Origin of the sequence: Vibrio sp. Vb1166, from assembly GCF_033338695.1 — a bacterium.
Taxonomy (GTDB): domain Bacteria; phylum Pseudomonadota; class Gammaproteobacteria; order Enterobacterales; family Vibrionaceae; genus Vibrio; species Vibrio alginolyticus.
Map to the genome: position 1 here is coordinate 85,478 of NZ_JAWOTE010000002.1, position 22,416 is coordinate 107,893.

Below are 22,416 nucleotides of genomic sequence, written 5' to 3' on the forward strand. Positions count from 1 at the left end.
TTATGAATAAAAAAGAAGTCCTCATGTCTGCTCGTGATTTAAACGTCCACTTTCCTGTGTCACGTCACCTTATTCCAAGTCGAAGTAAAATCGTGAAAGCGGTCAATGGTATCGACTTAGATGTTTATAGAGGCGAAACACTTGGCATTGTGGGGGAATCAGGCTGCGGAAAATCAACGCTTGCACGCGCCTTACTTCGCTTAATTGAACCTACACATGGCGAGTTGACTTGGAAAGATCAAGACATGCGCGGGTTTAGTAAGAAAGAGCTTTCCTCTCGACGTAGAGAATTTCAGATGGTGTTTCAAGACCCATCCGCTTGTTTGAATCCGAGGTTAACCATCTCAGAATGCATCGCCGAACCACTGCTCACCCATGAGCCGCAACTTAAACGGGCAGAGGTAGAAAAGCGTGTCATCGCTATGATGGATAAAGTGGGTCTCTTGGCGAGCCAGCGAAACCGCTATCCACATGAATTTTCCGGAGGTCAATGTCAGCGTGTGGGCATTGCTAGAGCGTTAATTCTCAATCCAGATTTGGTCGTGTGTGATGAACCCGTTAGTGCGCTAGATGTCTCCATACAAGCTCAGGTCATCAATCTTCTAGATGATCTTAAACAAGAAATGGGGTTAACACTGGTGATGATTGCGCACGACTTAAGCGTGGTGCGCCACATCAGCGACCGCGTTATGGTGATGTATCTTGGTAAACCTATGGAAGTAGGACGTTACGATAAAGTATTTGATGATGCACAACACCCCTACACCAAAGCACTGTTATCTGCTGTCCCGATAGCTAATCCGCAATTAGCACGTGACCGTGAAATACAACTATTGCCCGGCGACCTTCCTTCTCCACTTAACCCACCTAGCGGTTGCGTTTTTCGTACTCGATGCCCAGAAGCAACAGAAGTATGCGGGCAACAGAACCCAATAAAAACAGGCTCGGAGCAGCATCATATCTATTGCTCAAATATGACTTTAGGAACCATTTAATGAACAATACTAACTCAGTAAACCAACGCCTTACGTTATTGCGTGAGGCAATGTCCTTTCACAACGTGTCTGCATATATCGTGACCAACAATGACCCGCATAACAGCGAATACTCAGCGGATCACTGGTTAGCGCGAAGCTGGATTTCAGGTTTTACCGGCTCAGCAGGCGATGTCGTCATTACCCAACAAGGTGGTGGCCTGTGGACTGATGGTCGTTACTATATTCAAGCTGAAGAACAGTTACACGGCACAGGACTTGAACTGTTTAAAGCCAAACAACCAGAAACGCCGACAATTGCCAAATGGCTGGCTACCACGCTCCCAGAAAACAGTATTGTCGCGGTTGACGGGCGCGCCATCAGTTACGCTTTTTATCAAGGCCTCAAACAAGCCTTTGAAGCGAAAAACATTAAGATCATTCTCGACCTAGATTTGCTCACACCGATTTGGCTTGAAAGACCACCTCGCCCAAGTGCACCCGTATTCGAGCACCCCACCGCTTTTGCTGGCGTTGACACAGAAAATAAGTTAGCGAGAATCCGTTCTTGGTTAACCGAGAACCAAGTAGATAGCTTATTAGTGTCAACGCTAGATGATGTCATGTGGACAATGAATATTCGAGGTGGTGATACGAATTACTGCCCAGTTTCTGAAGCCTATCTAGTCGTAGAGCAATCACTTGCGACACTGTTTATTGATAAAGCCAAACTGCCTCAAGACGTTGAAAGAGCGCTGACCAAGCAGAGTGTACACATTCGCCATTACAACTACGTAAGTCAGTATTTGAATCAGCAATGTGAGGGATTATCGCTCGCTTTTAACCCGACCCACACAGACAGCTTATTGGTGAGTTCGATTGAACAGAATCTGAATCTAAAGCCAATGGCTTGCCCTGTAATGGCAATGAAGGCCATAAAAAATGCGACCGAGCTAACTAGCCTAGAACAGGCATTAACAGATGATGGTGTGGCAATCGTAAGGTTTATGAACTGGCTCGAAGAGCAAGTTCCAAGCGGACTCGTTACAGAATTGTCTGCTGAGGCACAACTGAATCACTATCGCCGTCAAACCCAACATTATGTGAGTGACAGTTTCCGCACTATCGCAGGCTTCGCAGCTCACGGGGCAAAAATGCATTATGCCGCCGATGAAGAAAGCAATGCCGCAGTCAATGAAAGCAACTTCTTTCTCGTCGATTCTGGTGGCCAATACCTTGGCGGGACAACAGACATCACCCGTACTTTCCACTTCGGGTCACCGACCATTAAGCAGCGCAAAGATTATACCTTGGTGCTCAAAGCGGTCATCCGACTGACTCAGACTCGATTCATGAAAGGCTCTACGGGTGCCAATCTTGATATCATGGCGCGTGGCGTCTTATGGCAACATGGTATTGATTACAAGTGCGGCACTGGACACGGCGTGGGCATTTGCTTGAATGTTCACGAAGGCCCACAAAATTTCTCGCAAAGCCACCACGAGGTTGAACTAAAACCGGGTATGGTCATTACTAATGAACCAGGCGTTTATCGCGAAGGTGAGTACGGGGTAAGAATAGAGAACATTCTTAAAGTTGTAGAAGTAGAACAAAATGAGTTCGGCACGTTTTACGGTTTTGAGACCATCACTCTTGCTCCAATTGCGACCAACGCCCTTGATTTATCAATGCTAGATCAAGCAGAGCTAGACTGGCTCAATCATTACCATTCACGAGTCTATCAAGCACTTAGCCCTTTTCTTGATGCGCAAGATAAAAACTGGCTTCAACGTACAACCCAACTTATTGAGAAATAGGATATCAGCAAGCTTTATAACGTTTTCATTTTCATCTCAAACTCCTTGTTTGCCAGCCTTCGGGCTGGTTTTTTTTATAGAGATAACGGCGTGAAAAACAAAAACGCCCCGCAATGTTAGCGAGGCGATCAATTAAATTAAAATGATGCAGTTAAAATGCCCTATTGACGACACTTCTGAGCATCAAAATCAACGACGATGGCGGCATTCTCAAAGTCACCAGATACTTTAACGTAGCCCCAGTAGTTACTCTGATTTGACAACGTAATACACTCTCCATTACCAATATTATCTGACCACCCGTGACGATTAGTATCATCCGGCCAACCAGAGTTACTGTATTCAAGCTTTAGGTTGCCCGTACCATTCCCCGTCGTTATCGCCAGATTTGAGCTCTCATTCACCGCTGGCACGCTTAGCCAAATGGTTTGTTGATTTGCCAAGCAAACGGGCTCTCCTGCTGTTAGGCGCCCACCGCTTACTTTACTTTGCACCGCGCAGTCTTGTGGCAATGTGTCATTACCGCCCAACGTTGAGATAACAACACTATGAGTGGCGGTTGCCGTCAAGCCTTCACTGTCTGTCACACTTAGACTGACCGAATACTCCCCTTCACTCCCATATTGGTGCGTCGGCTTGGTTTGTGTACTTGTCGAGCCATCACCGAAGTCCCATAAGACGCTGACGATCTTCCCGTTTGGGTCTGTACTGTTTTCACTGCTAAATGTAATGCTTTCACCGACTTTCCCCTTGTTGTTTGCGGTTATGACTGCATTAGGTGCACCATTTGAGACAAGGGCTTGCTGCCACTGCTCAAACTCACTTTGATATAAATTCGCCCATTGGGTGATCGTTGCTTTGTAATTGCTCCAATTCCCTTGGCGTGTTTCCACCAGCATTTGGTTTACGTCATCTTTATGATTTTCAAACATAAAACGTACAGCTAAGTACCCCCAACGATAAATTCGATCGACATCAAACCCATCATAAGTAGTCTCGAAAATCTCACTTAAGGTATATGTCGAGCCGTCTAGAATCGTCTCAAGTGCTGCTTGGTTGTCATTTTCTTGAGCGACATACTCTGCAATGCCTTCACTCCACCACACTATTTTTTCAGTTGGATGACTAAACCCTCCATAGAGATCAAATCGACCATCTAAGTAATGCACGTATTCGTGCTCTAGGTTCCAGACAAAGTGATCCGCGTTCGCATAAGAGGCTTCATAAGCAATAAAGTTGGGAATATTCCCCGGCTGGGAAGGGTCGCCCTCCAAGTACATACCGCCATTGTCAGTACTAATATCGAAAATTGGCCCTGCGTACTTACCATAATCAGTGCTTGAATCGAAGATATTGACTTGGAGCTGGGTGTTGTGGTCATCTTTTACTGGCTGTTCACCCGTTTCTAAAGACTGATGAAAGTAACCCTCTTCGTAACCCATTTTAGAACATGCGGCCGCGTGTTGCTCTTGCGTCATATTCTGGGACAATATTCGAATTGTCGGACTACAGGTATAAGTTTGCGATAGCACCAAGCCTTTTAGCTCAGTTTCGAAATTACAAATTCCGAACTCACTACAATCTGCGTAATATGAGGCGGTGTCCGCCGCCGCAAGCCAAACCGCGTCACCCCGACCATACATTTCATACTGTTCAAAGATTCGACTCAGCTGACTCTTCACAACAGAACTCGCGTTACCTGTATACTTGGTCAGACGCCCGAGCTCTCGCCCCGCATTCGCGGCCATAAACTCATCTTCAGCACCGATTGATGACGCCCTCAGAGCAAAATCGCCTAAAGCTTTGGCAAGGTCTGTTTGGTTACCAATTACTTGCACAAATTGCTCGTTCCACTGCCCACCAAACAAAATAGTGAAAACACCGTTAACTGCATTGCGCATATACCAGTGCTGGGCGTATTGATCATTCCAACGTGTAAGCCACTGGGTCACTTGCGGTAAGTACGCGTGCTGCAAGCCCGCACTATCCATAGTGATGATGACTTCACTAAGCACTTTGCCGTGACGGTCGCTGTTCTCATAGAAGTTTGCGTTATTAACAAACGCATCCACGGATTCTTTCACCGCTGGGGTAACCCATTCAATAAATGAGATGTTGTCATTGTAAAACTCGGCGTAATAACCCGCGCGCAAGTATAAGAAAAACGTTTCGAGTTCATCGCTCCCGCCACCTGTATACCCCTTCGCCAATGTCGTAGTGCGCTTCGCAATGTTGTACATATGATCGGAGCTAAATACCGACTCCTGAATCCGACTTTCAGCAGAGAATAACTGGTTCACGCACGTCGCGCCCTGACTTAAAATTTCGCTGATCAATTGGTTACTGCTTTCGGTAACCAATGCTTCCAAATCACAAGCAGTGCTCGACTCATCAAGGCTTTCAAGTGACTGTACTCGAGTTGCCTTGGAGGGCTGAATAGGGAGAGTTGCGGTTGGTTGGTATTCAACTCGATTGGATTCAACACCGTGTGTATGAGCCGAATGTGCATGTTGCTCTGTAACTTGAGAAACTGGCTCGCTTAACGCAAATACGCCAGTGCTGGTTAATGTTGTCGCAATCGCGACACTCAAAGTCTTCAGTTCCATCTAATTTCTTCTATATTGAGTTTTCCTTAAATGCATTACGTCTTTTGCATCGCCACTGCCCTTATTACTGCAAGAGCATCTCCATATAATCTACTCGCAAGACAAGATGAAACATTTTGTTAACAACTGAACGTGACGGTGTCAGTTTTTGGTACTCGAGTTGCCGTTGCACGAGCTTGCCAGAAATCGATTTGCTTTAGTAATATTGATCAACTAGTTGTTTATCTTTCCATTCAAATATCTTTTATTGCTCCTCACAAAAGCGATAAAATGGTTTCTTTTCTTTTTGCTAAACAACTCCTATGACCGACGCTGATATTGAGCTACAACATCTTTGGTTAGAAGTCCAAGCCGAACGCTGGCAAAACCTGCCACGCTTTTTATTCAGTTACTACTGCTACAAGCACAACCTTGTCAGTAAAACCAACAAAGTTTGCTGGGAGACGGCACGTGCAAGACTGCCCGCTTCAACATCAATAAAAGAGCGAAAAAACGCGGTGGTTGAACCGTTAGTCTCTGAGGAAACCGTCGTTGGGTTATTGAAAACCATCAGCAAAGATGGGGAAATGACGTTTGACGTGATGGTAACCACACTTAATACGTTTTTGCACTATGTTGTGATTAGCAAGGAAGAAAAAGCGCAACTTAAATCAAACATGCCAGCTAGTTGGTATCAGCAATCGAACAAGTCGCCTTTGGCACGTTTCGAGCAAGCTGGCATTAAGCTACCAGAGTGATATGTCAGTCATCGCTGAAGATAAACACAAAAGACAAGCGCCTACAATGAGGCGCATTTGATCAAAAATTGAGGTGCCCCTAAACAAAAGTGCAAAGTGACCAACAAAGCAAAAGTTTGGTTATTCTTGAATGCCTCGAATGCGTACATTACGTCTACGTAAAACTTCTAATGTCACGAGCAAACACACCGACATAAAAATCAACAACGTAGCGACCGCCAATATGGTCGGACTAATTTGCTCTCGAATTCCTGACCACATCTGCCTCGGAACGGTTTTTTGTTCTGCCCCAGTCAGGAATAACGCCACCACAACCTCGTCGAACGAAGTGCCAAAAGCAAACAAGCCGCCAGATATCATCCCCGGACGAATCAGCGGAAAGGTAATGTGTCTGAAAGTATAAACAGGGCTTGCTCCTAAGCTAGCCGCCGCTTTTACCAAGCTATGGTCAAAGCCGCTTAACGTCGCAGTAACGGTAATGACGACAAAAGGCGTACCTAACGCAGCGTGTGCCAAAATGACGCCTAAATAAGTTTGTGATAAGCCAAGGCGTGTGTAGAAAAAGTACATCGCAGCAGCAGAGATAATGACTGGTACGATCATGGGCGAGATCAACAGCGCCATAATCGTATTGCGAAAAGGCAAGTTACTACTTGCTAAACCCAACGCCGCCAGAGTTCCTAGCCCTGTTGCAACGAGTGTCGCCATAAAAGCAATAAACGTGCTGTTTTTCAGCGCCAACAGCCACTGATCACTAGTAAACATTTCTTGATACCAGCGAGTAGAATACGCTGCCGAGTCAAGGTTTAACATCCCCTCGGTAAAAGTAAAGTAAGGCGTTGCATTAAACGATAACGGGATGATGGTCAGAATTGGAGCGATTAAAAAGCACAGCACCAACCCACAAAAAACTAAGTAGCCTGCGTAAGCGACTCGCTCTACTTTTGATGCATAGTTTGGTAATGCCATGGTTATCCTCCTACCTTAAGGTTATTCATGCCAACCACACGGTTGAATATATAAAACAGAACCAGTACAACGAACAAAAGCAGTCCACCCAATGCGCCAGCCATCCCCCAGTTCAGTGATGTCTGCATATGATAGGCAATCATATTGGATATCATCTGTCCGCTTCTTCCACCAACCAAAGCGGGCGTAATGTAGAAGCCAATAGAAAGAATGAAAGTAAGCAAGGCCCCCGCACCTATCCCCGGTAACGTAAGCGGCATATAAACTTTGATGAACGCAATGAAAGGCGTCGCGCCTAGAGAACGAGCGGCACGGAAATAAGTTGGGCTAATTCCTTTCATTACGCTATACAGAGGCAGGATCATAAAAGGCAACAGAATGTGAACCATAGACACCACCGTTCCGAAGGTATTGTGAATCATCTGAATTCGCTCAGAAGTAAAACCCGACCAAATAAGGAGATCATTAATGACCCCTTGGTTTTGCAGCAGAACAATCCAAGACGTGGTTCTGACTAACAATGATGTCCAAAATGGCAGCAGCACAATAATTAAAAGTAAGTTCGCGCGCTTATCAGGTAAATTGGCAAGCAGGTAAGCAACGGGGTACGCCATCACCAAACAAATTAAGGTGATTGAAATAGACATCCAAAAAGTTTTAAAGAAAAGGTCGACGTATATTTGGCGTTTTTCTGGTTGGGGCTCAATGTCTCCAAACTCATTCACTCGCAAGTCTAGCGCTGCAAGATAATGACTGAATGTTAATGCGCCACTAAGATTCTTAAACGCCGCCCAATATTTAGGATTAGCCCAACGCTTATCCAGCTTAGCTAGCTGTGTCACCGAGATCGGCAGCGACGTCAACCGAGACAACTTTCTGCCGGTTTTCATGAGTAAGCTGCGCATACCAGACTCTTCAATATTCATCCGGTTGGCTATTTTCGGTAGCTCTTTGCTTTGATAAAGCGCAAGTACCTCAACAGAGAATGCCTCAATGACTTCTTGATGAGGCTGACCTTGATAATCCCAACTTTCTAAAGCTTGAATAGTTTGTGGGAGTGACAGGGATATTTCTCGGTTATCCACGCTTCGATAAAGCATGTCGAGGATAGGAAAAGCAAACGTAAGCAGAATAAAACACACTAATGGCGTCGTGAGCATAATGGAGCGAAGCTTTTTTCGGCGCTCGGCCTTTTGCAACTGCGCTTTCAGATTGGTTTCTTGCTGATGAACTTGGCGTTCGATTTCCAATACAGAATCTAATGCGGTTAGCTCTCGACTCATGCTGCTACCTCGCTACTTTGAGTTTGTGTCCCATCAAGAGCATGGCAATCGTCACTTTGCCAACCAATACGACAAATTGAGCCAGGCGTTAACTGCAAGTGTTTACGATTATCGTTAGGTACTTTAACGATGAAGTGACCAACGCTCTCTACTTCGACGACCAAACGATAATGATCACCGTGATAAATCAATTCTCGTAGGACGCCCGAGACTTGGTTCTCACAAGACGCTTTCTCTGGTTGAATAACAATCTTTTCTGGTCGAATGGAAAGTGTTGTTCTCTGCCCTTGCTCAGAGACTCTGACAGGTTTCGCAGTAAATAACTCTTTCCCAACGAGCACTTGGCAATACTTTCCGTCCCACTCTTTGACTAAACCTGAGAGTTGGTTGTTTTCTCCGATAAACTGCGCAACAAACGTATTACTCGGAGATTCATAAAGCTCGGTTGGTGTCGCGAGTTGTTGCACTTCGCCGTGATTAAAAACCGCAATACGGTCGGACATAGTGAGAGCTTCGTCTTGATCGTGCGTCACATACAAAATGGTGATACCAAGCTTTTCATGCAAATGTTTAATTTCCATCTGCATTTGCTCACGCAGCTGCTTATCTAACGCGCCTAGTGGTTCATCCATCAAAACGAGTTTAGGCTCAAACACTAATGCTCGCGCTAACGCAACACGCTGTTGTTGACCACCTGATAACTGCTTTGGGTATCGAGTCGCAACATGCTCAAGCTCGACCATTTCTAATACACTCTGAACTTTGCTTTGAATCGTGTCACTGTCGAGTTTTCGCACCTTTAAAGGAAACGCAAGATTCTCAGCAATGGTCATATGTGGAAACAACGCATAGTTTTGAAACACCATACCAATATCACGCTTGTGCGGCGCGAGATGATTGACAGGAACGCCATCGATATAAATGTTTCCACCGGTCGCAGTTTCAAAGCCTGCTAGCATCATCAAGCAAGTGGTCTTGCCCGATCCTGACGGCCCCAACATAGTAACGAACTCTCCAGGAGCAATATCTAAGTTGAAGTCTTTCACCACCAAATTTGTGCCATCGTAGGTTTTCTTAACGTGTTGAAAGCTGACATAGTCCTTGTTTTCCGTGCTCATGACTTCCCTCTTCTCATTTTTTGAATATTACGAATGAGTAGAGCGTCAGTTAACGCTCTACTAAACAGCACAATTACAGATTGTATTTGGATAGGTCTAAGCGGGTTTCTAACGCATGTTCAACCATTTGAATGACTTGTTGACGCTCTTCACCTTGTAAGAGTTGGCGTGGCGCACGAACTTGTTCAGAGCCACGTCCGCAGACTTGCTCGGCCAATTTTATGCACTGAACCAGCGTAGGAATGGTGTCTAAACGCAGTAGGGGTAAGAACCAACGGTAGATCTCTAACGCTTCAGCATAACGACCTTGGCTTGCCAGTTTATAAATCGCAACGGACTCTTCTGGGAATGCGTTGGTTAAACCAGAAATCCAGCCGGTCGCACCTAGCATCAATGATTCAAGAGCGATGTCATCAACACCACTGAACACGGTAAAGCGGTCATCAAATTTATTGTAAAGCTCGGTGATACGACGAGTATCAGTGGTCGACTCTTTGATAGCTACAATACTTTCAAACTCAGCCAGTTTCGTCATGATACCGAGATTAACATCAACACCATAAGCAACCGGGTTGTTGTAAATCATGATTGGCATTTCTGGCGTTGCTTCTGCTAGCGTGCGGTAATATTCGAACGTTTCGTTCTCAGAAGTGCGGTAAACCATGGCAGGCATCACCATACAACCATCGATACCAATTTTGTACGCATCCTGCATGTAATCAACAGCTGCTGTGGTAATAGACTCTGCTGTTCCAGCAATCAAAGGCACACGGCCATTTACGACTTCTTTTGCCGCTTGCAAGACCTGGCGTTTCTCCTCCGGGTACAACGCGCAGTTCTCACCGACGGTACCTAAGCAGATAATGCCATTCACACCATCTTTAATCTGGTTGTCTATAACGGTTTGCGTTGCGTCTAAGTCGATTGACTGATCTTGACGAAATTGCGTACTGACCGCCGGATAAACACCTTTCCAATCAATTTTCATGAACTACTTTCCTTATATGTATATTGTATGCAATTTAAATGAACGAGCGAAAATGCTCAGACATGGCTATCTATGCCATTTTCTAACAACACCGCCTTTACAGCGGCCAAATCAGCCAAAGCACTGCCAACTGATTTGTATAAAGTAATGACCTCATCGTTTTGACGTCCTGAGATTTGTTGGGCGCAAAGCTGCGGTAATTCCCCTCTAATATCGTCTGACGTGAACACGCCCTCTTGAATTGGAATGAGAAGATCGCCCGCTTCGGCTAATACATTAATACGGCTATCAACATACACCTGTGCTCGTTGCACTGCTTCGGAGTCGCATTCACGCTTATCCAAGTCATGATTACCGACCAAATCAATATGGGTGCCCGGCTGCACGTCTGCGCCATTAAACAAAGGCTCTGCTGATGCGGTAATACAGCTGATGATGTCAACGTGTTTGATAACGTGGTCCACATTTTCTACGACTGAAACACGGAACCGACGCTCATCAGGAAGCGACTGATACTCTGAAGATGACACAATGGCATCTACCGTCGCCTCGGCTTTATCTGAGTTACGCCCCCAAATATAAACCTGCTTAAGTGGGCGAACCGCAGCGTATGCCCACGCAAAATAAGGCGCAAGATTGCCCGTTCCGCAGATCAACAGACGATCAGCATCGGGACGCGCCAAATAGTCCGCTGCCAACGCAGAAGCTGCGGCGGTGCGCCAAAACGTTAAAACTTTACCGTCCACGAGTGCGAGCGGCTCACCATCGTTTCGTCTAAAAACAAGCAGCTTAGATGCAAGCGTATCTTTGCCTTGCTCAGGGTTATGCGGGAAATACGTAAAGGCTTTCACCGCAATCAACTCCTGGTTCCAAGCTGGAAGTAGCGCAAACGCCTCGTATTCTCCCTCTTCTAAGGGCATGACTCGGCGTTGAGGTATTGTTGCTGGCCGCGAGTACATTTCACGCATCGTTTCAATAAGAGACTTCATTGTTAAACATTGCGCGACTTGCTGTGCTTCGATGACTTTCATCATTTCTCCGAAAACATAAATACAGTTGAGGAAAAGTACGGAACCTCGCTTATGGATGAAAACTCGGCCCTATACACAAATTAACGCCTAGTTAAGCAGCCAAGTGTTGAACTCTTCATTGAGTTCATCTGCGTAGTCTGACCACCATTCATCGTTAATCAGGAAGGCGGTTTGGAAGTTTTGAGGTGCGGTAGGAAGGTTCGCTAAAATGTCTGGGTTCACCTCCGCCGAAGACGACTTACGCGTAGGCCCATAGGCAACGTACTTAGCTTGATCAGCTAATGGTTTTGTTCCTGAAGAAAAAGCAATGAAGTCCAATGCAAGCTTTGTGTTCTCACTCCCTTTAGGTATCGCCCATCCATTCATGTAACCCATTTGACGGTCCCATATAATCCGAAATGGTTGACCTTCATCCTTACGGGCATTGTGGATTCGGCCGTTAAACGCCGAGGCGATCACCACTTCTTTGTCTGCAAGCATTTGAGGTGGCTGGGCACCTGTTGTCCACCACAGCACTTCTGATTTGATCGTATCCAACTTAGCAAAAGCACGCTCACGCCCCGCTTCGGTTTCGAGCAGGCTGTAGACCTCTTCTGGCTTTACACCATCAGCCAATAGTGCCCACTCAAGATTGCCCTGAGGTTGTTTTTGCAATGCACGTCGACCTGGAAAAGTTTTTAGGTCAAAAAGATCGGTCAACTTGCTAGGCAAAGCCTTACCTTTAAACGCGTCTTCGTTCACCGCTAATACTGTGGACACAACGATGGTATTGATTGCGCATTCGTGAATCGCACCATCAATGAAATCCTCTTGTGCTGGCGTTCCATCTGCGCCCGGAGGCAAAATACTTGGGCTCACTGGTTCTAGTAACCCTTCGGCGCAACCACGAACAATGTCCGGCTTGTCGAGAGAAACCAAATCCCAGCGCACATTGTTCGCTTCCACCTGCGCTTTAATTTCGGCTAATCCGCCACTGAAATCCTCGGATACGATCTCAACACCTGTTTTTTTAATGAAAGGCTTATGATATGCCTCCACTTGGCTCTTGGTGAATGCACCACCCCAAGATACGACCGTCAATTTGTCTTCAGCATAAGCAGAGGTCCCCAACAGCATTCCTGAAATCAACAGCGCCAATGGTGCTTTGGTCATTCGTGACATGTTTTACTCCTTTTGGTTGTTTTTCTGGAGGCATCCGAGTACGGCTGTTGGATACCAGTTTTTGTTAAAATTAAGTTAACATTAGCATTTAATATATTTTATACAATATTTAATATTAAATTTTTCAGGCAAATCGTTGTAGTGAAAAAGGTGAAAGATCAATCGATGTTGGCTTTCCTTCGATAAGCTCTAAAAGGAGATCTGCCGTAATCGCCGCTTGAGTTAATCCAAGGTGTTGGTGGCCAAATGCCAGTAATACATTTCCATCCCAAATGCTATCAATAACCGGTAACGAGTCGACTGTTGAAGGCCGATTCCCCATCCACTTTTCTCCTTGCTTGAGTGGATTTAACCCCGATTCAAACATCTCATCACCTAACTGAAAAAGCATTTCTGAACGTTTCATATTGGGTGGTGATTCTACATCGGCATACTCAACAGTGCCTGCCAAGCGTAGCCCACCAGACATCGGAGTCATGATGAATTTTCTATCGGCAGAGCTAATAGGAAATGGCAGTACATCACGCTTGTCATCCACCATTAGGTGATAACCACGCTCGGCTTGAATAGGCACTTTGACTCCGGTTAGTTGCCGTATCAAAGGCTTAGAATGTACACCAGCGGCAACAATGATTCGGTCAAATGAATGTGTTTGAGACTCAACCAGCACATCGCCATTTTTCGCCAACGCAGATACACCTTTTTGTAAAACCTTACCGCCAAGCTCTTCAAAGGCTTCACTTAGCTCAGCACAGAGCTGATAAGGGTCTAGCGTATGACCGGTTTCGGGAAAAAAGACTCCGATACGAACCTTATGGCTGAGATCAGGTATCCGCTCTCGAATCTCCTCTTGTGTCCAAACTTGATGCGTCACACCGTTTTTAGCCAGTGAGTTAAGCTTACTTTGATAATTCTGAAACAGTTTCTCGTTTTCAAAAGTGAGCAATGAACCATTCATTTTTATTAGATGCGCTTTTCCGATTGAATCAAGCATGCCACGCCAACTTGCCACTGACCGCTCGTTAAGACTCTTAATCACGTTTTTTGCCCGCTCCGCGGCTGATGGCTTGGTTTGTAATAGAAAACGAATCATCCACCCGATTGTGTTTGGAATATCTTGCCAACGGATCGAAACCGGACTTTTGGGATCTAGCAGCATTTTAGGTAATTGTGGAAGCAGCGCTGGCGTTGCAAGAGGGAAGATTTGCTCAGTCGCGATATGGCCTGCATTTCCCTTAGAGCATCCATTCCCCACGCCATTGGGATCAAAAATCGTGACTTGATAACCTTGCTGCTGCAATTTCAAGCCAATTGATAAGCCAATAATCCCCGCACCTATCACAGCGATCCTTTCCTTTTTAGTTTCATCCTTGACCAACATAAATATGCTCCGAGTCACACTTGAAAACGTAGATTGTATACAATATATTTTACATTACGTTAACATCACTATTGTTTAATTCAACCATTTTTTCAGCAAGGAGCGAAAAATGAGACAAGGAACTTTTTTCTGTATTGATGCCCACACCTGCGGCAACCCAGTTAGGCTGGTAGCAGGCGGTGTGCCTCCACTCGAAGGCAATACCATGAGCGAAAAGCGCCAATACTTTCTTGAGCATTATGATTGGATTCGTCAGGCACTCATGTTTGAACCTCGCGGACACTCAATGATGTCGGGGTCAGTTGTCTTGCCTCCTTGCAGTGATAACGCAGACGCTTCTATTCTGTTTATTGAAACCAGTGGCTGCTTACCAATGTGTGGCCACGGCACCATTGGAACCGTCACCACCGCTATCGAAAATCGCCTTATCACTCCCCAAAAAGAAGGTCGTTTGATACTTGATGTCCCAGCAGGACAAATCGAAGTGCACTACCAAACAAAAGGTGACAAGGTCACGTCGGTAAAGATATTTAACGTACCGGCTTACCTTGCCCACCAAGACGTAACCGTGGACATAGAGGGCTTAGGTGAGCTCACTGTCGATGTTGCTTATGGCGGAAACTATTACGTAATCGTCGACTCTCAAGAAAACTACGCCGGACTTGAACACTACTCTCCAGATGAAATTTTGATGCTTTCTCCAAAAGTTCGCGAAGCGGTATCTCGAGCGGTTGAGTGCGTACATCCAGAAGATCCGACAGTGTGCGGTGTTTCTCACGTGCTATGGACCGGAGAGCCCACTCAAGAAAACGCCACCGCTCGAAATGCTGTGTTTTACGGCGACAAAGCGTTGGATCGCTCGCCATGTGGTACGGGTACTAGTGCACGCATGGCGCAATGGCATGCAAGAGGCAAACTCAATCAAGGAGAAGACTTTGTTCACGAAAGTATCATCGGCAGCCTATTTCAAGGACGTATAGAAGGCATTACCGAAGTGAATGGCAAAGCCGCTATTTTGCCAAGTATTGAAGGATGGGCACAAGTATACGGTCACAACACAATATGGGTAGACGATGAAGATCCATATGCGTACGGATTCGAAGTGAAGTAATAAGGATAGTAAGGAAGAATGATGAACCCACAAGAACCAACCACTTTTTACGCAGTCAACGCCTTTACTGGTGAGCCTCTACCTATTGCGTTTCCGGTACATGGAGAGCAAGAAGTTAATCAAGCCGCCTCAGCCGCCCAAAACGTTGCGCGTGAGTTTCGCCAACTAAGTAATGCAAAGCGATCGAGCTTACTTTGCTCTATCGCCTCTGAATTGGAAGTGAAGAGTGAAGAAATCGTTGCTCGTGCTCATTTAGAAACTGCCCTTCCCGAAGCACGTTTAAGCGGCGAAATAGGACGTACCGCGAACCAATTAAGACTATTTGCCGAGGTTGTGAGATCGGGTAATCACCATCAAGCAACTTTCGATACGCCAAACCCAAACCGTCAACCACTGCCAAAACCAGATATTCGCCGTCAACAAATCGCAATTGGCCCTGTCGCCGTGTTTGGTGCGTCTAATTTTCCGCTCGCATTTTCTACTGCAGGTGGCGATACGGCTTCGGCACTGGCAGCTGGCTGTCCTGTGATTGTAAAAGGCCATACCGCCCACCCTGGCACCAGTCAACTTGTTGCAGAGTGTATTGAGGCTGCACTGGAGAAAGAGTGCTTACCGCAAGCCATCTTCACGCTATTGCAAGGCAACAAACGCGCACTTGGCCAAGCACTCGTTACCCATCCAAAAATTAAAGGGGTTGGGTTTACAGGCTCCGTCGGTGGTGGCCGTGCGCTGTTCAATCTAGCTCAGCAAAGACCAGAGCCAATCCCCTTCTATGGTGAACTAGGGGCGATTAACCCAACATTTATTCTCCCTTCAGCCATACGAGCAAACGCCTCATTGGCTGAAGAGTTTGTGGCTTCTATGACTTTGGGCTGTGGACAATTTTGTACAAAACCAGGCGTTGTATTTGTCTTGAATAGCCCAGAAACGCAAGCCTTTATCGAAATCGCTCAAGGGTTAATTCGACAACAATCAACGGCCACTTTGCTAACGCAAGGAATCCGAGAAACGTATGAATCCGAAGTGGATAAGCGAGCTTCCGAAACAGGCATTAACGTCACTCGTTCTGAACAAGCAGAAACGACCAATGTCTCACCAGCACTGTTCGTGACGGACAGTAAAAACTGGCGTGAAAACCCGCAATGGGAGGAAGAAATATTTGGTCCTCAATCGTTAATCGTAATCTGTGAAGATTTCGATGACATGTTGAAACTGAGTGATTCACTGACTGGATCGCTCACCGCAACCCTTCACGCTACCGCTGAAGACGAAGAACAAGCCAAGCAACTGCTTCCAAGTTTGGAAGAAATCGCCGGACGCCTTGTATTCAACGGTTGGCCAACTGGCGTCGAGGTTGGTTACGCTATGGTTCATGGTGGACCCTATCCGGCTTCAACCAATTCTGCCTCAACATCTGTCGGTGCGGAGGCTATTCATCGTTGGTTGCGTCCGGTCGCTTATCAAGCTTTGCCAGAATCTTTATTGCCTGATTCATTAAAAGCGTCGAACCCACTGGGTATTCAACGCGCCATAGATGGCAGTGTGTCCCAATAAGCTCACCAAATGGCTCAAAAAGGCATCAACTGATGCCTTTTATTTCACTCTACTTCTCAAAACCTTCTTTCCTAGTTGGTTTGTGCCAGAAAAACAATAAACTACTAAAGTAAAATGGATTGGATACAATATTAATTTCACGGGAGACTTCAATGTCACAGAAACCTGTTTTTAAAACGCGCACTCAGCTCGTTGAGGAAGCAATTCGAACTCAGATCTTGAAGGGCGAGTTAAAAACTGGTCAACCTTTACGTCAAGATGCGTTAGCAAAAGAGTTTAATGTTAGCCGAATTCCTGTGCGTGAAGCGTTAGTTCAATTGGAAGCACAAGGACTCGTTAGCTTTGAACCTCACAAAGGTGCGACGGTCACTGAGCTATCTCCAGAGAAAATCAATGAGCTATTTGAACTGCGCGCTGTCGTGGAATGCCACATTTTAGAGCGCGCGATTCAAAATATGACAGACGCTGACCTTGAACGCGCGCGCGAAGTTCGCGAACGTTTCGAGTCAGTAGTGAACAGTGGCGACGAAGTAGAAGAATGGAGCAACTACAACTACGAGTTCCACAAAGCCCTATATGCGCCAGCCAACATGCCTGAAACTATGGACGTCATTTACAACCTGAACACAAAGTGTGACCGATACATACGCATGCAGCTATTGTTTACTACAGGCATTAAAAAGGCAGAAGAAGAGCACTTAAACTTGTTTGAAATGTGCCAAAATCGTGATATCGAAGGCGCCAAGTACCTGCTGAAAAAACACATTCTAGAAGCGGGCACAGCGATTCGAAACCTGCTGCTTGAAAGGCAAAATATCAGCCAGTAAACGGAATAACGAATAAGGTGATATTCAAGGATGAATGTTGGACCAAAGTTTTTACTCGCAGCGCTACGACAAAAGATTAAAGAAGAAGGGCTTTGCTACAATTCCTTGTCAGAGAAAAGTGGCATCCCTTTATCTAGTATTAAACGCCACCTACATAATCCAGCTTTAGGTTTGGATAAAGTACTTATTTATCTGAACTACCTGAATACCGATCTCATCGAACTCGCAACCTTAGCTAACGAGCTTCAGCACCAAAACGAGCAAATGCTAACAGATGAAGAGAGCGCCCTTTTCGTTGAGCATCCTTATTTACTTGATTTTATTTATATGCTGACTTCTCGTGATATTAAACCGCAAGAGATAGCCCAAACTTACGGACTTTCTGATACAAGCTTACGATTCTATTTGCGTATCGCGGAAATTCTAGGATATGTCGAAAACTTCGGAGACGGCTTGTTTTACCGTTCTGGTCGTCGATTTATTATGGAAGAAGGTACGGCATTAGACACCTTATTCAAAGAGCGATTTCAACAAGATTCGCTTTCTCATGATATCAACCCAGGCGTATGTATAGGTCGCATTAGGCTCACCGAAGAGCAGAAAGTGCAAATAGAGGACGAGCTTTGTAATAAATTAGCGAAACTTAACGCAGTTAACACTTCCAACAATGAAGGTGAACTAACAAATATATTAATGCGCTGCACTCCCGGTGCTCAGATATTTTTCGCTGATGATTTACCTAACATTGACGGAAGCCTATTAAAGCACGTCGCTCAACTCACTAAATTAAGTTAAAGCATCAGACAAATAAATCAAACAAACCCCAGATAACATCATATACCCCTACCAAACTATTGATTCAAAGCGTTTCCTGAATCTAATTCTGATTTTTATTTAGCAAGCATCGCTTAGTCAACTAAGAACTTGTCTTAATTTCACACTTATTAATTGTCTTGTTAGCTCTTTTGAAATAGACAGAAACTTAAGTAATGACTAATTTAGCTTAAGTATAAAAGACAACTTTTTTACGTTATTTACCTCACACTATTTAACTATAAATTTGCAGACGAACAAATTAAATTAATACATTCACCTAGCTAATAAAAACAAAAGCAAAACACATAATTATAATTCTATTATTTATAAGGACATAGAAAAGTGAAATTTAAGTATTCTTTAGCAACGGCAGTCACTCTCGCATTATTACAAGGCTGTGGCGGTGGCGGCGGTGATGGTTCATCACCTACTCCGTCCACTAGCAGTGCAAACGGTCCAACATGGAAAGCCGGTGATTTTAGCCAACCGTCGAAAACGTTTATCAGCCAATGTGAAACGCCCCGCGTCGGACTGGACCCATATGACAACTATGCCGCCTATCCAGATAAATTGGGCTCTGCATTACACGAAAAACTCTTTTTAAGAGCTTTTACTAACGAAACGTATCTATGGTATGACGAGGTTCCTGATAATAATCCAGCAAACTACAAAACTGTTACTGATTACTTCAATACGCTGGTCACCTCTGCTACTACCGCGACGGGTAAACCAAAAGATCGCTTCCATTTTACCGTCCCTTATGAAGATGATATGAAATCATCGCAATCCGGTTTAGTTGCTGGATTTGGTTTTAACTGGGCATTCCTACGTGGCGTACAACCTCGAGACGTTCGTATTTCCTACACTGAAGAAGCCTCGCCAGCTGATAGAAGCGGCATTGCTCGTGGTGATAAGCTTCTGAAAATCAATAATATTGATGTGGTTAACACCGGTAGTCAGTCCGACATTGATTTTATTAACAAAACGCTCTTTAACCCTGACATCAATCAAGATTACACCTTCACATTTGAGAGTGTTGACGGTCTAGAGAAAACCGTGACGCTTACCGCCTCTGATGTCATGACCTCTCCAGTAAAAAATGCCAAAGTGATTACACACAATGCTATGCGGATCGGCTATCTGCAATACAACTCCTTTGAACCAAGCGCTCAAGCCCCGCTTATTGAGGCGTTTAGTACGCTCTCAGCAGAGAATGTTGACGAGATCGTCGTTGATTTACGTTACAACGGCGGTGGCTTAGTCCTTCAGTCCTCGCAAGTAGGCTACATGCTAAGCGGTGCTGGTCAGAACCGAGTCTTCAGTGAGTTGATTCACAATGACAAAGTGATGCGTACCATTAAAGATGGGGATAACATCTATCGCTTTACGAATCTAGCAATAGACTGGGCAGCACAGAAATATTCGGATCAAGTGCTTCCGACACTGAACAAAAAGCGCGTATATGTGCTGACTTCAGGAGGCACGGCTTCCTCAAGTGAACTGTTAATCAACGCTTTGCGCGGCATTGATGTGGAGGTTATCCAAATAGGTTCAACAACCACAGGTAAACCGTATGGGTTCTCACCAGAACAAAACTGCGGCACTATGTACTACACTATTCAGTTCAAGTCGGCGAACGAGAAAAAATTTGGCGACTTCGCTGATGGTTTTATTCCTACTCCAAAGAGCCAAATCAATACCGAGCTAGGCTTAAACAATAGAGTGGAAGGTTGCTGGGTCAATGACGACCTAACAAAACCATTAGGCGATCCATCTGAAGGTATGCTTTCTGCGGCACTAAACTACATGGAAACTGGAACCTGTCCGCCAGTATCCCCTTCAAGTTTCAACGCCATGCCGCGTAACATTTCATCTCCGGAGTTAAGCGATCTTCGCTCTCCGCTACGAACAGAGGCAATTCATGTTGAGATCAACTAACTTTTTACGAATGCTGATTCGGGTTGCGCTTTTCTTAGGCACTTCGATTTCTTTGATAGGATGCCAAGCTATGTCACAAGAACCCGTTGAAGCATTGAGTAAAAAGAACTCTCCGGAAACAGTCATAGAGATTCAAAACGCGATCGCAGAAATCCAAGGGACACCAGCACCTAGAATCGCAAATAACGTATTTGAATCCTCACCGCATGTGTTGATTGAAAAAGGACGAGTAAAAGGGAAAAACAATCAACTGTTGGATGGCAGCTATACGGATCTTCCAGACCAATATACGTTGCAGATCAGAGGTGAAACCTGTGGCTTGTACTATGCCAAAACAGATACTTTTGTCTCTCTCAGTTCACTAGATTGTGAGCCCATCATTAAGTTTTAGATCTCCCAAAATAGAAGCCCGCTGATATCAGCGGGCTTTCTACTTTATTGCTCAGCGTGAAACGGTCAATGTTACTTTAATTCAATCCATGCTTTACGCTGTTGTTTATCCATGTATGACCAAGCTACAAAGCGGCTCACTTTCTGTCCTTGACTCATTTCAACCACACGAATGGCTTTCACACCCAATTTTTCAAGCTGCTTGCGCATCGGGCGAACGTTGTCTTTTTTGGATATAAGTGTTGTAAACCACAAGACCTGCGCAGCAAAAGCTTGGCTTTCATTCGCCATTTTTCGGATAAACGCCGCTTCTCCGCCTTCACACCACAATTCAGCGTTTTGACCGCCAAAATTCAACGCAGGCTTACTTGTCTTTACTTGTGCGGTTTGAGGTTTTAGCCCTTTCTTACGCTGGTTTGCTTTTAGATTATCGATTTTACGCTGGCTGCCCATAGCGGCATCTTCCGCCGAACGGTGGAATGGCGGATTACATGTCGTCACATCATAACGATCATTCGGTTGAATGATACCTCGATAAATATTGGCATCATTGTGTTGCTGTATTAGTGCAATTTTTCCCGTCAAAACACGATTGTGCTCTACGATCGTTTGAGCCGATTGGATGGATTTTGGATCGACATCGCTGCCCGTATAGTGCCAACCGTACTTTGTTACACCAACAATCGGATAAATACAGTTTGCTCCCACGCCAATGTCCAACGCTTTCACTTTTTGGTGCGTGTACTGACCTTTTACTTCACCATCAAGTAACTCTGCCACTCGGTGAATGTAATCAGCGCGGCCCGGAATCGGTGGGCAAAGGTAGGTGTCGGGAATGTCCCAGAACTCGATACCATAATACGCAGCAAGCAATGCTTTATTGAGCATTTTAACAGCGTTAGGATCAGAGAAGTTTATGGAGTCTTCCCCTTTCGGATTTTTGATAACGAATGGCTTTAACTGTGGTTCACTTTCCACGAGTTTTTTAAAATCGTAACGACCTCGATGAACATTACGCTCATGCAAACCATTCTTCGCTATTTTTATGAACTCGACTTCGCTCTTTCCTGCAGGCTGCGGAGATTTGCGCGCAACTTTGTCTTTAACACGCTTCGGCTTGGCTTTATTCGCGTCTGTATTCTGAGCCGCCATTGAAGCCTTTGGCTTTGCTTGCTTCGCGTTGTGATTATTGTTCTTCATTCAAATTCGCTTTTAAATCGAGATAAATCATAAACAAACGAGCATCAAATTCGAGTTGGTGATACTCAGGCTCCATGTAGCAACATAACTGATAGAACGCCTTGTCGTGGTTTTTCTCACGAGTATGTGCCAACTCATGTACCACCAGCATCCTTAATAGTGGCTCGGGCGCATCTTTAAATACATTGGCAATGCGAATCTCGTTTTTCGACTTCAGCTTACCGCCATGGTTTCTACTGATTACACTGTGCAAACCAAGCGCGTTGTTTACCGCGTGAATTTTCTTATCGTAGACAACTTTACTGATTGGCGCGGCTTTCTTCATGTAGCGGTTTTTGATTGCCATGGCGTACTCATAGAGCGCCCTTTCGCTTTTGATTTGGTGCCTATCGGGATAACGCTTCTCGAACCAAGGAACAAACTTGCCACTCGCTATCAATGAGCTCACCTGCTCTACGATGTTTTGTGGGTAGCCTTGAATGTATCGAAGTGACGGATGCATAGAATTAACGTCT

At 45.2% G+C, this 22,416-nt stretch carries 19 protein-coding genes; 9 read left to right on the forward strand and 10 right to left on the reverse strand.

What is annotated here, in order from left to right:
* The first annotated feature begins 2 nt into the window (after positions 1-2).
* Both R7E51_RS02835 and R7E51_RS02840 read left to right on the forward strand, forming a co-directional pair.
* Entirely contained in the window at positions 3-995 is a 993-nt protein-coding gene (locus R7E51_RS02835; RefSeq protein WP_206957299.1) for an ABC transporter ATP-binding protein, read from the forward strand.
* Positions 995-2,791: an aminopeptidase P family protein gene (locus R7E51_RS02840; protein WP_206957301.1), complete on the forward strand. Its 1,797-nt coding sequence runs from the start codon at positions 995-997 to the stop codon at positions 2,789-2,791. Before R7E51_RS02835 ends, R7E51_RS02840 begins: the two co-directional genes overlap by 1 nt.
* A gap of 161 nt (positions 2,792-2,952) precedes the next feature.
* On the opposite strand, the gene R7E51_RS02845 is transcribed toward R7E51_RS02840, so the two are convergent.
* Complete coding sequence (locus R7E51_RS02845; RefSeq protein WP_206957304.1) at positions 2,953-5,397, reverse strand: collagenase; 2,445 nt, start codon at positions 5,395-5,397, stop codon at positions 2,953-2,955.
* 302 nt (positions 5,398-5,699) lie between these two features.
* On the opposite strand from R7E51_RS02845, the gene R7E51_RS02850 reads away from it, so the two are divergent.
* Positions 5,700-6,134, forward strand: a complete 435-nt coding sequence (locus tag R7E51_RS02850) for a hypothetical protein (RefSeq protein WP_165401694.1) — start codon at positions 5,700-5,702, stop codon at positions 6,132-6,134.
* A gap of 120 nt (positions 6,135-6,254) precedes the next feature.
* Here R7E51_RS02850 and R7E51_RS02855 read toward each other — a convergent pair whose 3' ends face one another.
* From R7E51_RS02855 to R7E51_RS02885, 7 genes are all read right to left on the reverse strand, one after another.
* Positions 6,255-7,103: an ABC transporter permease gene (locus R7E51_RS02855; protein WP_171345355.1), complete on the reverse strand. Its 849-nt coding sequence runs from the start codon at positions 7,101-7,103 to the stop codon at positions 6,255-6,257.
* 2 nt (positions 7,104-7,105) lie between these two features.
* Positions 7,106-8,386 (reverse strand): ABC transporter permease, encoded by a 1,281-nt coding sequence (locus tag R7E51_RS02860; protein WP_206957305.1) that lies wholly within the window; start codon positions 8,384-8,386, stop codon positions 7,106-7,108.
* A complete protein-coding gene (locus R7E51_RS02865) occupies positions 8,383-9,504 on the reverse strand; it encodes an ABC transporter ATP-binding protein (protein WP_206957306.1) in 1,122 nt (373 codons plus the stop codon). Before R7E51_RS02865 ends, R7E51_RS02860 begins: the two co-directional genes overlap by 4 nt.
* Positions 9,505-9,577: 73 nt before the next feature.
* Positions 9,578-10,492 carry a dihydrodipicolinate synthase family protein gene (locus tag R7E51_RS02870; RefSeq protein ID WP_053807316.1) on the reverse strand — a complete coding sequence of 305 codons (915 nt, stop codon included), beginning with the start codon at positions 10,490-10,492 and terminating at the stop codon, positions 9,578-9,580.
* A 56-nt stretch (positions 10,493-10,548) separates the two neighbouring features.
* A complete protein-coding gene (locus R7E51_RS02875; RefSeq protein WP_206957307.1) occupies positions 10,549-11,523 on the reverse strand; it encodes an ornithine cyclodeaminase family protein in 975 nt (324 codons plus the stop codon).
* Positions 11,524-11,610: 87 nt separating this feature from the next.
* Positions 11,611-12,684: a polyamine ABC transporter substrate-binding protein gene (locus tag R7E51_RS02880; RefSeq protein ID WP_017633955.1), complete on the reverse strand. Its 1,074-nt coding sequence runs from the start codon at positions 12,682-12,684 to the stop codon at positions 11,611-11,613.
* Between the two features lie 124 nt (positions 12,685-12,808).
* Positions 12,809-14,065 carry an NAD(P)/FAD-dependent oxidoreductase gene (locus tag R7E51_RS02885; protein ID WP_206957308.1) on the reverse strand — a complete coding sequence of 419 codons (1,257 nt, stop codon included), beginning with the start codon at positions 14,063-14,065 and terminating at the stop codon, positions 12,809-12,811.
* Positions 14,066-14,174: 109 nt separating this feature from the next.
* Here R7E51_RS02885 and R7E51_RS02890 point away from each other — a divergent pair, with 109 nt between their 5' ends.
* The 6 genes from R7E51_RS02890 (at position 14,175) to R7E51_RS02915 (ending at position 20,702) form a co-directional block, all read left to right on the forward strand.
* The gene (locus R7E51_RS02890; protein ID WP_132936603.1) at positions 14,175-15,176 is read left to right on the forward strand and encodes a 4-hydroxyproline epimerase; all 1,002 of its coding nucleotides are present in this window, start codon (positions 14,175-14,177) and stop codon (positions 15,174-15,176) included.
* Between the two features lie 21 nt (positions 15,177-15,197).
* Positions 15,198-16,730, forward strand: coding sequence for an aldehyde dehydrogenase (NADP(+)) (locus tag R7E51_RS02895; RefSeq protein WP_132936667.1), 1,533 nt, complete (start codon positions 15,198-15,200; stop codon positions 16,728-16,730).
* Between the two features lie 152 nt (positions 16,731-16,882).
* Entirely contained in the window at positions 16,883-17,557 is a 675-nt protein-coding gene (locus R7E51_RS02900; protein ID WP_053303155.1) for a GntR family transcriptional regulator, read from the forward strand.
* Positions 17,558-17,587: 30 nt separating this feature from the next.
* The gene (locus tag R7E51_RS02905) at positions 17,588-18,352 is read left to right on the forward strand and encodes a hypothetical protein (RefSeq protein WP_005377865.1); all 765 of its coding nucleotides are present in this window, start codon (positions 17,588-17,590) and stop codon (positions 18,350-18,352) included.
* Between the two features lie 363 nt (positions 18,353-18,715).
* Positions 18,716-20,311: a S41 family peptidase gene (locus tag R7E51_RS02910; RefSeq protein ID WP_206957309.1), complete on the forward strand. Its 1,596-nt coding sequence runs from the start codon at positions 18,716-18,718 to the stop codon at positions 20,309-20,311.
* 70 nt (positions 20,312-20,381) lie between these two features.
* Positions 20,382-20,702, forward strand: coding sequence for a hypothetical protein (locus R7E51_RS02915; protein WP_025766761.1), 321 nt, complete (start codon positions 20,382-20,384; stop codon positions 20,700-20,702).
* A gap of 71 nt (positions 20,703-20,773) precedes the next feature.
* Here the strand turns inward: R7E51_RS02915 and rlmF are convergent, their stop codons facing one another.
* Positions 20,774-21,901 carry a 23S rRNA (adenine(1618)-N(6))-methyltransferase RlmF gene (rlmF, locus tag R7E51_RS02920; protein WP_206957310.1) on the reverse strand — a complete coding sequence of 376 codons (1,128 nt, stop codon included), beginning with the start codon at positions 21,899-21,901 and terminating at the stop codon, positions 20,774-20,776.
* Positions 21,888-22,403, reverse strand: a complete 516-nt coding sequence (locus R7E51_RS02925; RefSeq protein ID WP_005377870.1) for a M48 metallopeptidase family protein — start codon at positions 22,401-22,403, stop codon at positions 21,888-21,890. Before R7E51_RS02925 ends, rlmF begins: the two co-directional genes overlap by 14 nt.
* Positions 22,404-22,416: the final 13 nt, after the last annotated feature.

Coding starts and splice junctions, on each gene's coding strand:
- R7E51_RS02885 (WP_206957308.1), bottom strand. CDS start 14,065: ATGTTGGTCAAGGATGAAACTAAAAAGGAAAGGATCGCTGTGATAGGT.
- R7E51_RS02900 (WP_053303155.1), top strand. CDS start 16,883: ATGTCACAGAAACCTGTTTTTAAAACGCGCACTCAGCTCGTTGAGGAA.
- R7E51_RS02865 (WP_206957306.1), bottom strand. CDS start 9,504: ATGAGCACGGAAAACAAGGACTATGTCAGCTTTCAACACGTTAAGAAA.
- R7E51_RS02925 (WP_005377870.1), bottom strand. CDS start 22,403: ATGCATCCGTCACTTCGATACATTCAAGGCTACCCACAAAACATCGTA.
- R7E51_RS02855 (WP_171345355.1), bottom strand. CDS start 7,103: ATGGCATTACCAAACTATGCATCAAAAGTAGAGCGAGTCGCTTACGCA.
- R7E51_RS02895 (WP_132936667.1), top strand. CDS start 15,198: ATGAACCCACAAGAACCAACCACTTTTTACGCAGTCAACGCCTTTACT.
- R7E51_RS02890 (WP_132936603.1), top strand. CDS start 14,175: ATGAGACAAGGAACTTTTTTCTGTATTGATGCCCACACCTGCGGCAAC.
- R7E51_RS02840 (WP_206957301.1), top strand. CDS start 995: ATGAACAATACTAACTCAGTAAACCAACGCCTTACGTTATTGCGTGAG.
- rlmF (WP_206957310.1), bottom strand. CDS start 21,901: ATGAAGAACAATAATCACAACGCGAAGCAAGCAAAGCCAAAGGCTTCA.
- R7E51_RS02860 (WP_206957305.1), bottom strand. CDS start 8,386: ATGAGTCGAGAGCTAACCGCATTAGATTCTGTATTGGAAATCGAACGC.
- R7E51_RS02880 (WP_017633955.1), bottom strand. CDS start 12,684: ATGTCACGAATGACCAAAGCACCATTGGCGCTGTTGATTTCAGGAATG.
- R7E51_RS02870 (WP_053807316.1), bottom strand. CDS start 10,492: ATGAAAATTGATTGGAAAGGTGTTTATCCGGCGGTCAGTACGCAATTT.
- R7E51_RS02835 (WP_206957299.1), top strand. CDS start 3: ATGAATAAAAAAGAAGTCCTCATGTCTGCTCGTGATTTAAACGTCCAC.
- R7E51_RS02905 (WP_005377865.1), top strand. CDS start 17,588: ATGAATGTTGGACCAAAGTTTTTACTCGCAGCGCTACGACAAAAGATT.
- R7E51_RS02850 (WP_165401694.1), top strand. CDS start 5,700: ATGACCGACGCTGATATTGAGCTACAACATCTTTGGTTAGAAGTCCAA.
- R7E51_RS02875 (WP_206957307.1), bottom strand. CDS start 11,523: ATGAAAGTCATCGAAGCACAGCAAGTCGCGCAATGTTTAACAATGAAG.
- R7E51_RS02845 (WP_206957304.1), bottom strand. CDS start 5,397: ATGGAACTGAAGACTTTGAGTGTCGCGATTGCGACAACATTAACCAGC.
- R7E51_RS02915 (WP_025766761.1), top strand. CDS start 20,382: ATGTCACAAGAACCCGTTGAAGCATTGAGTAAAAAGAACTCTCCGGAA.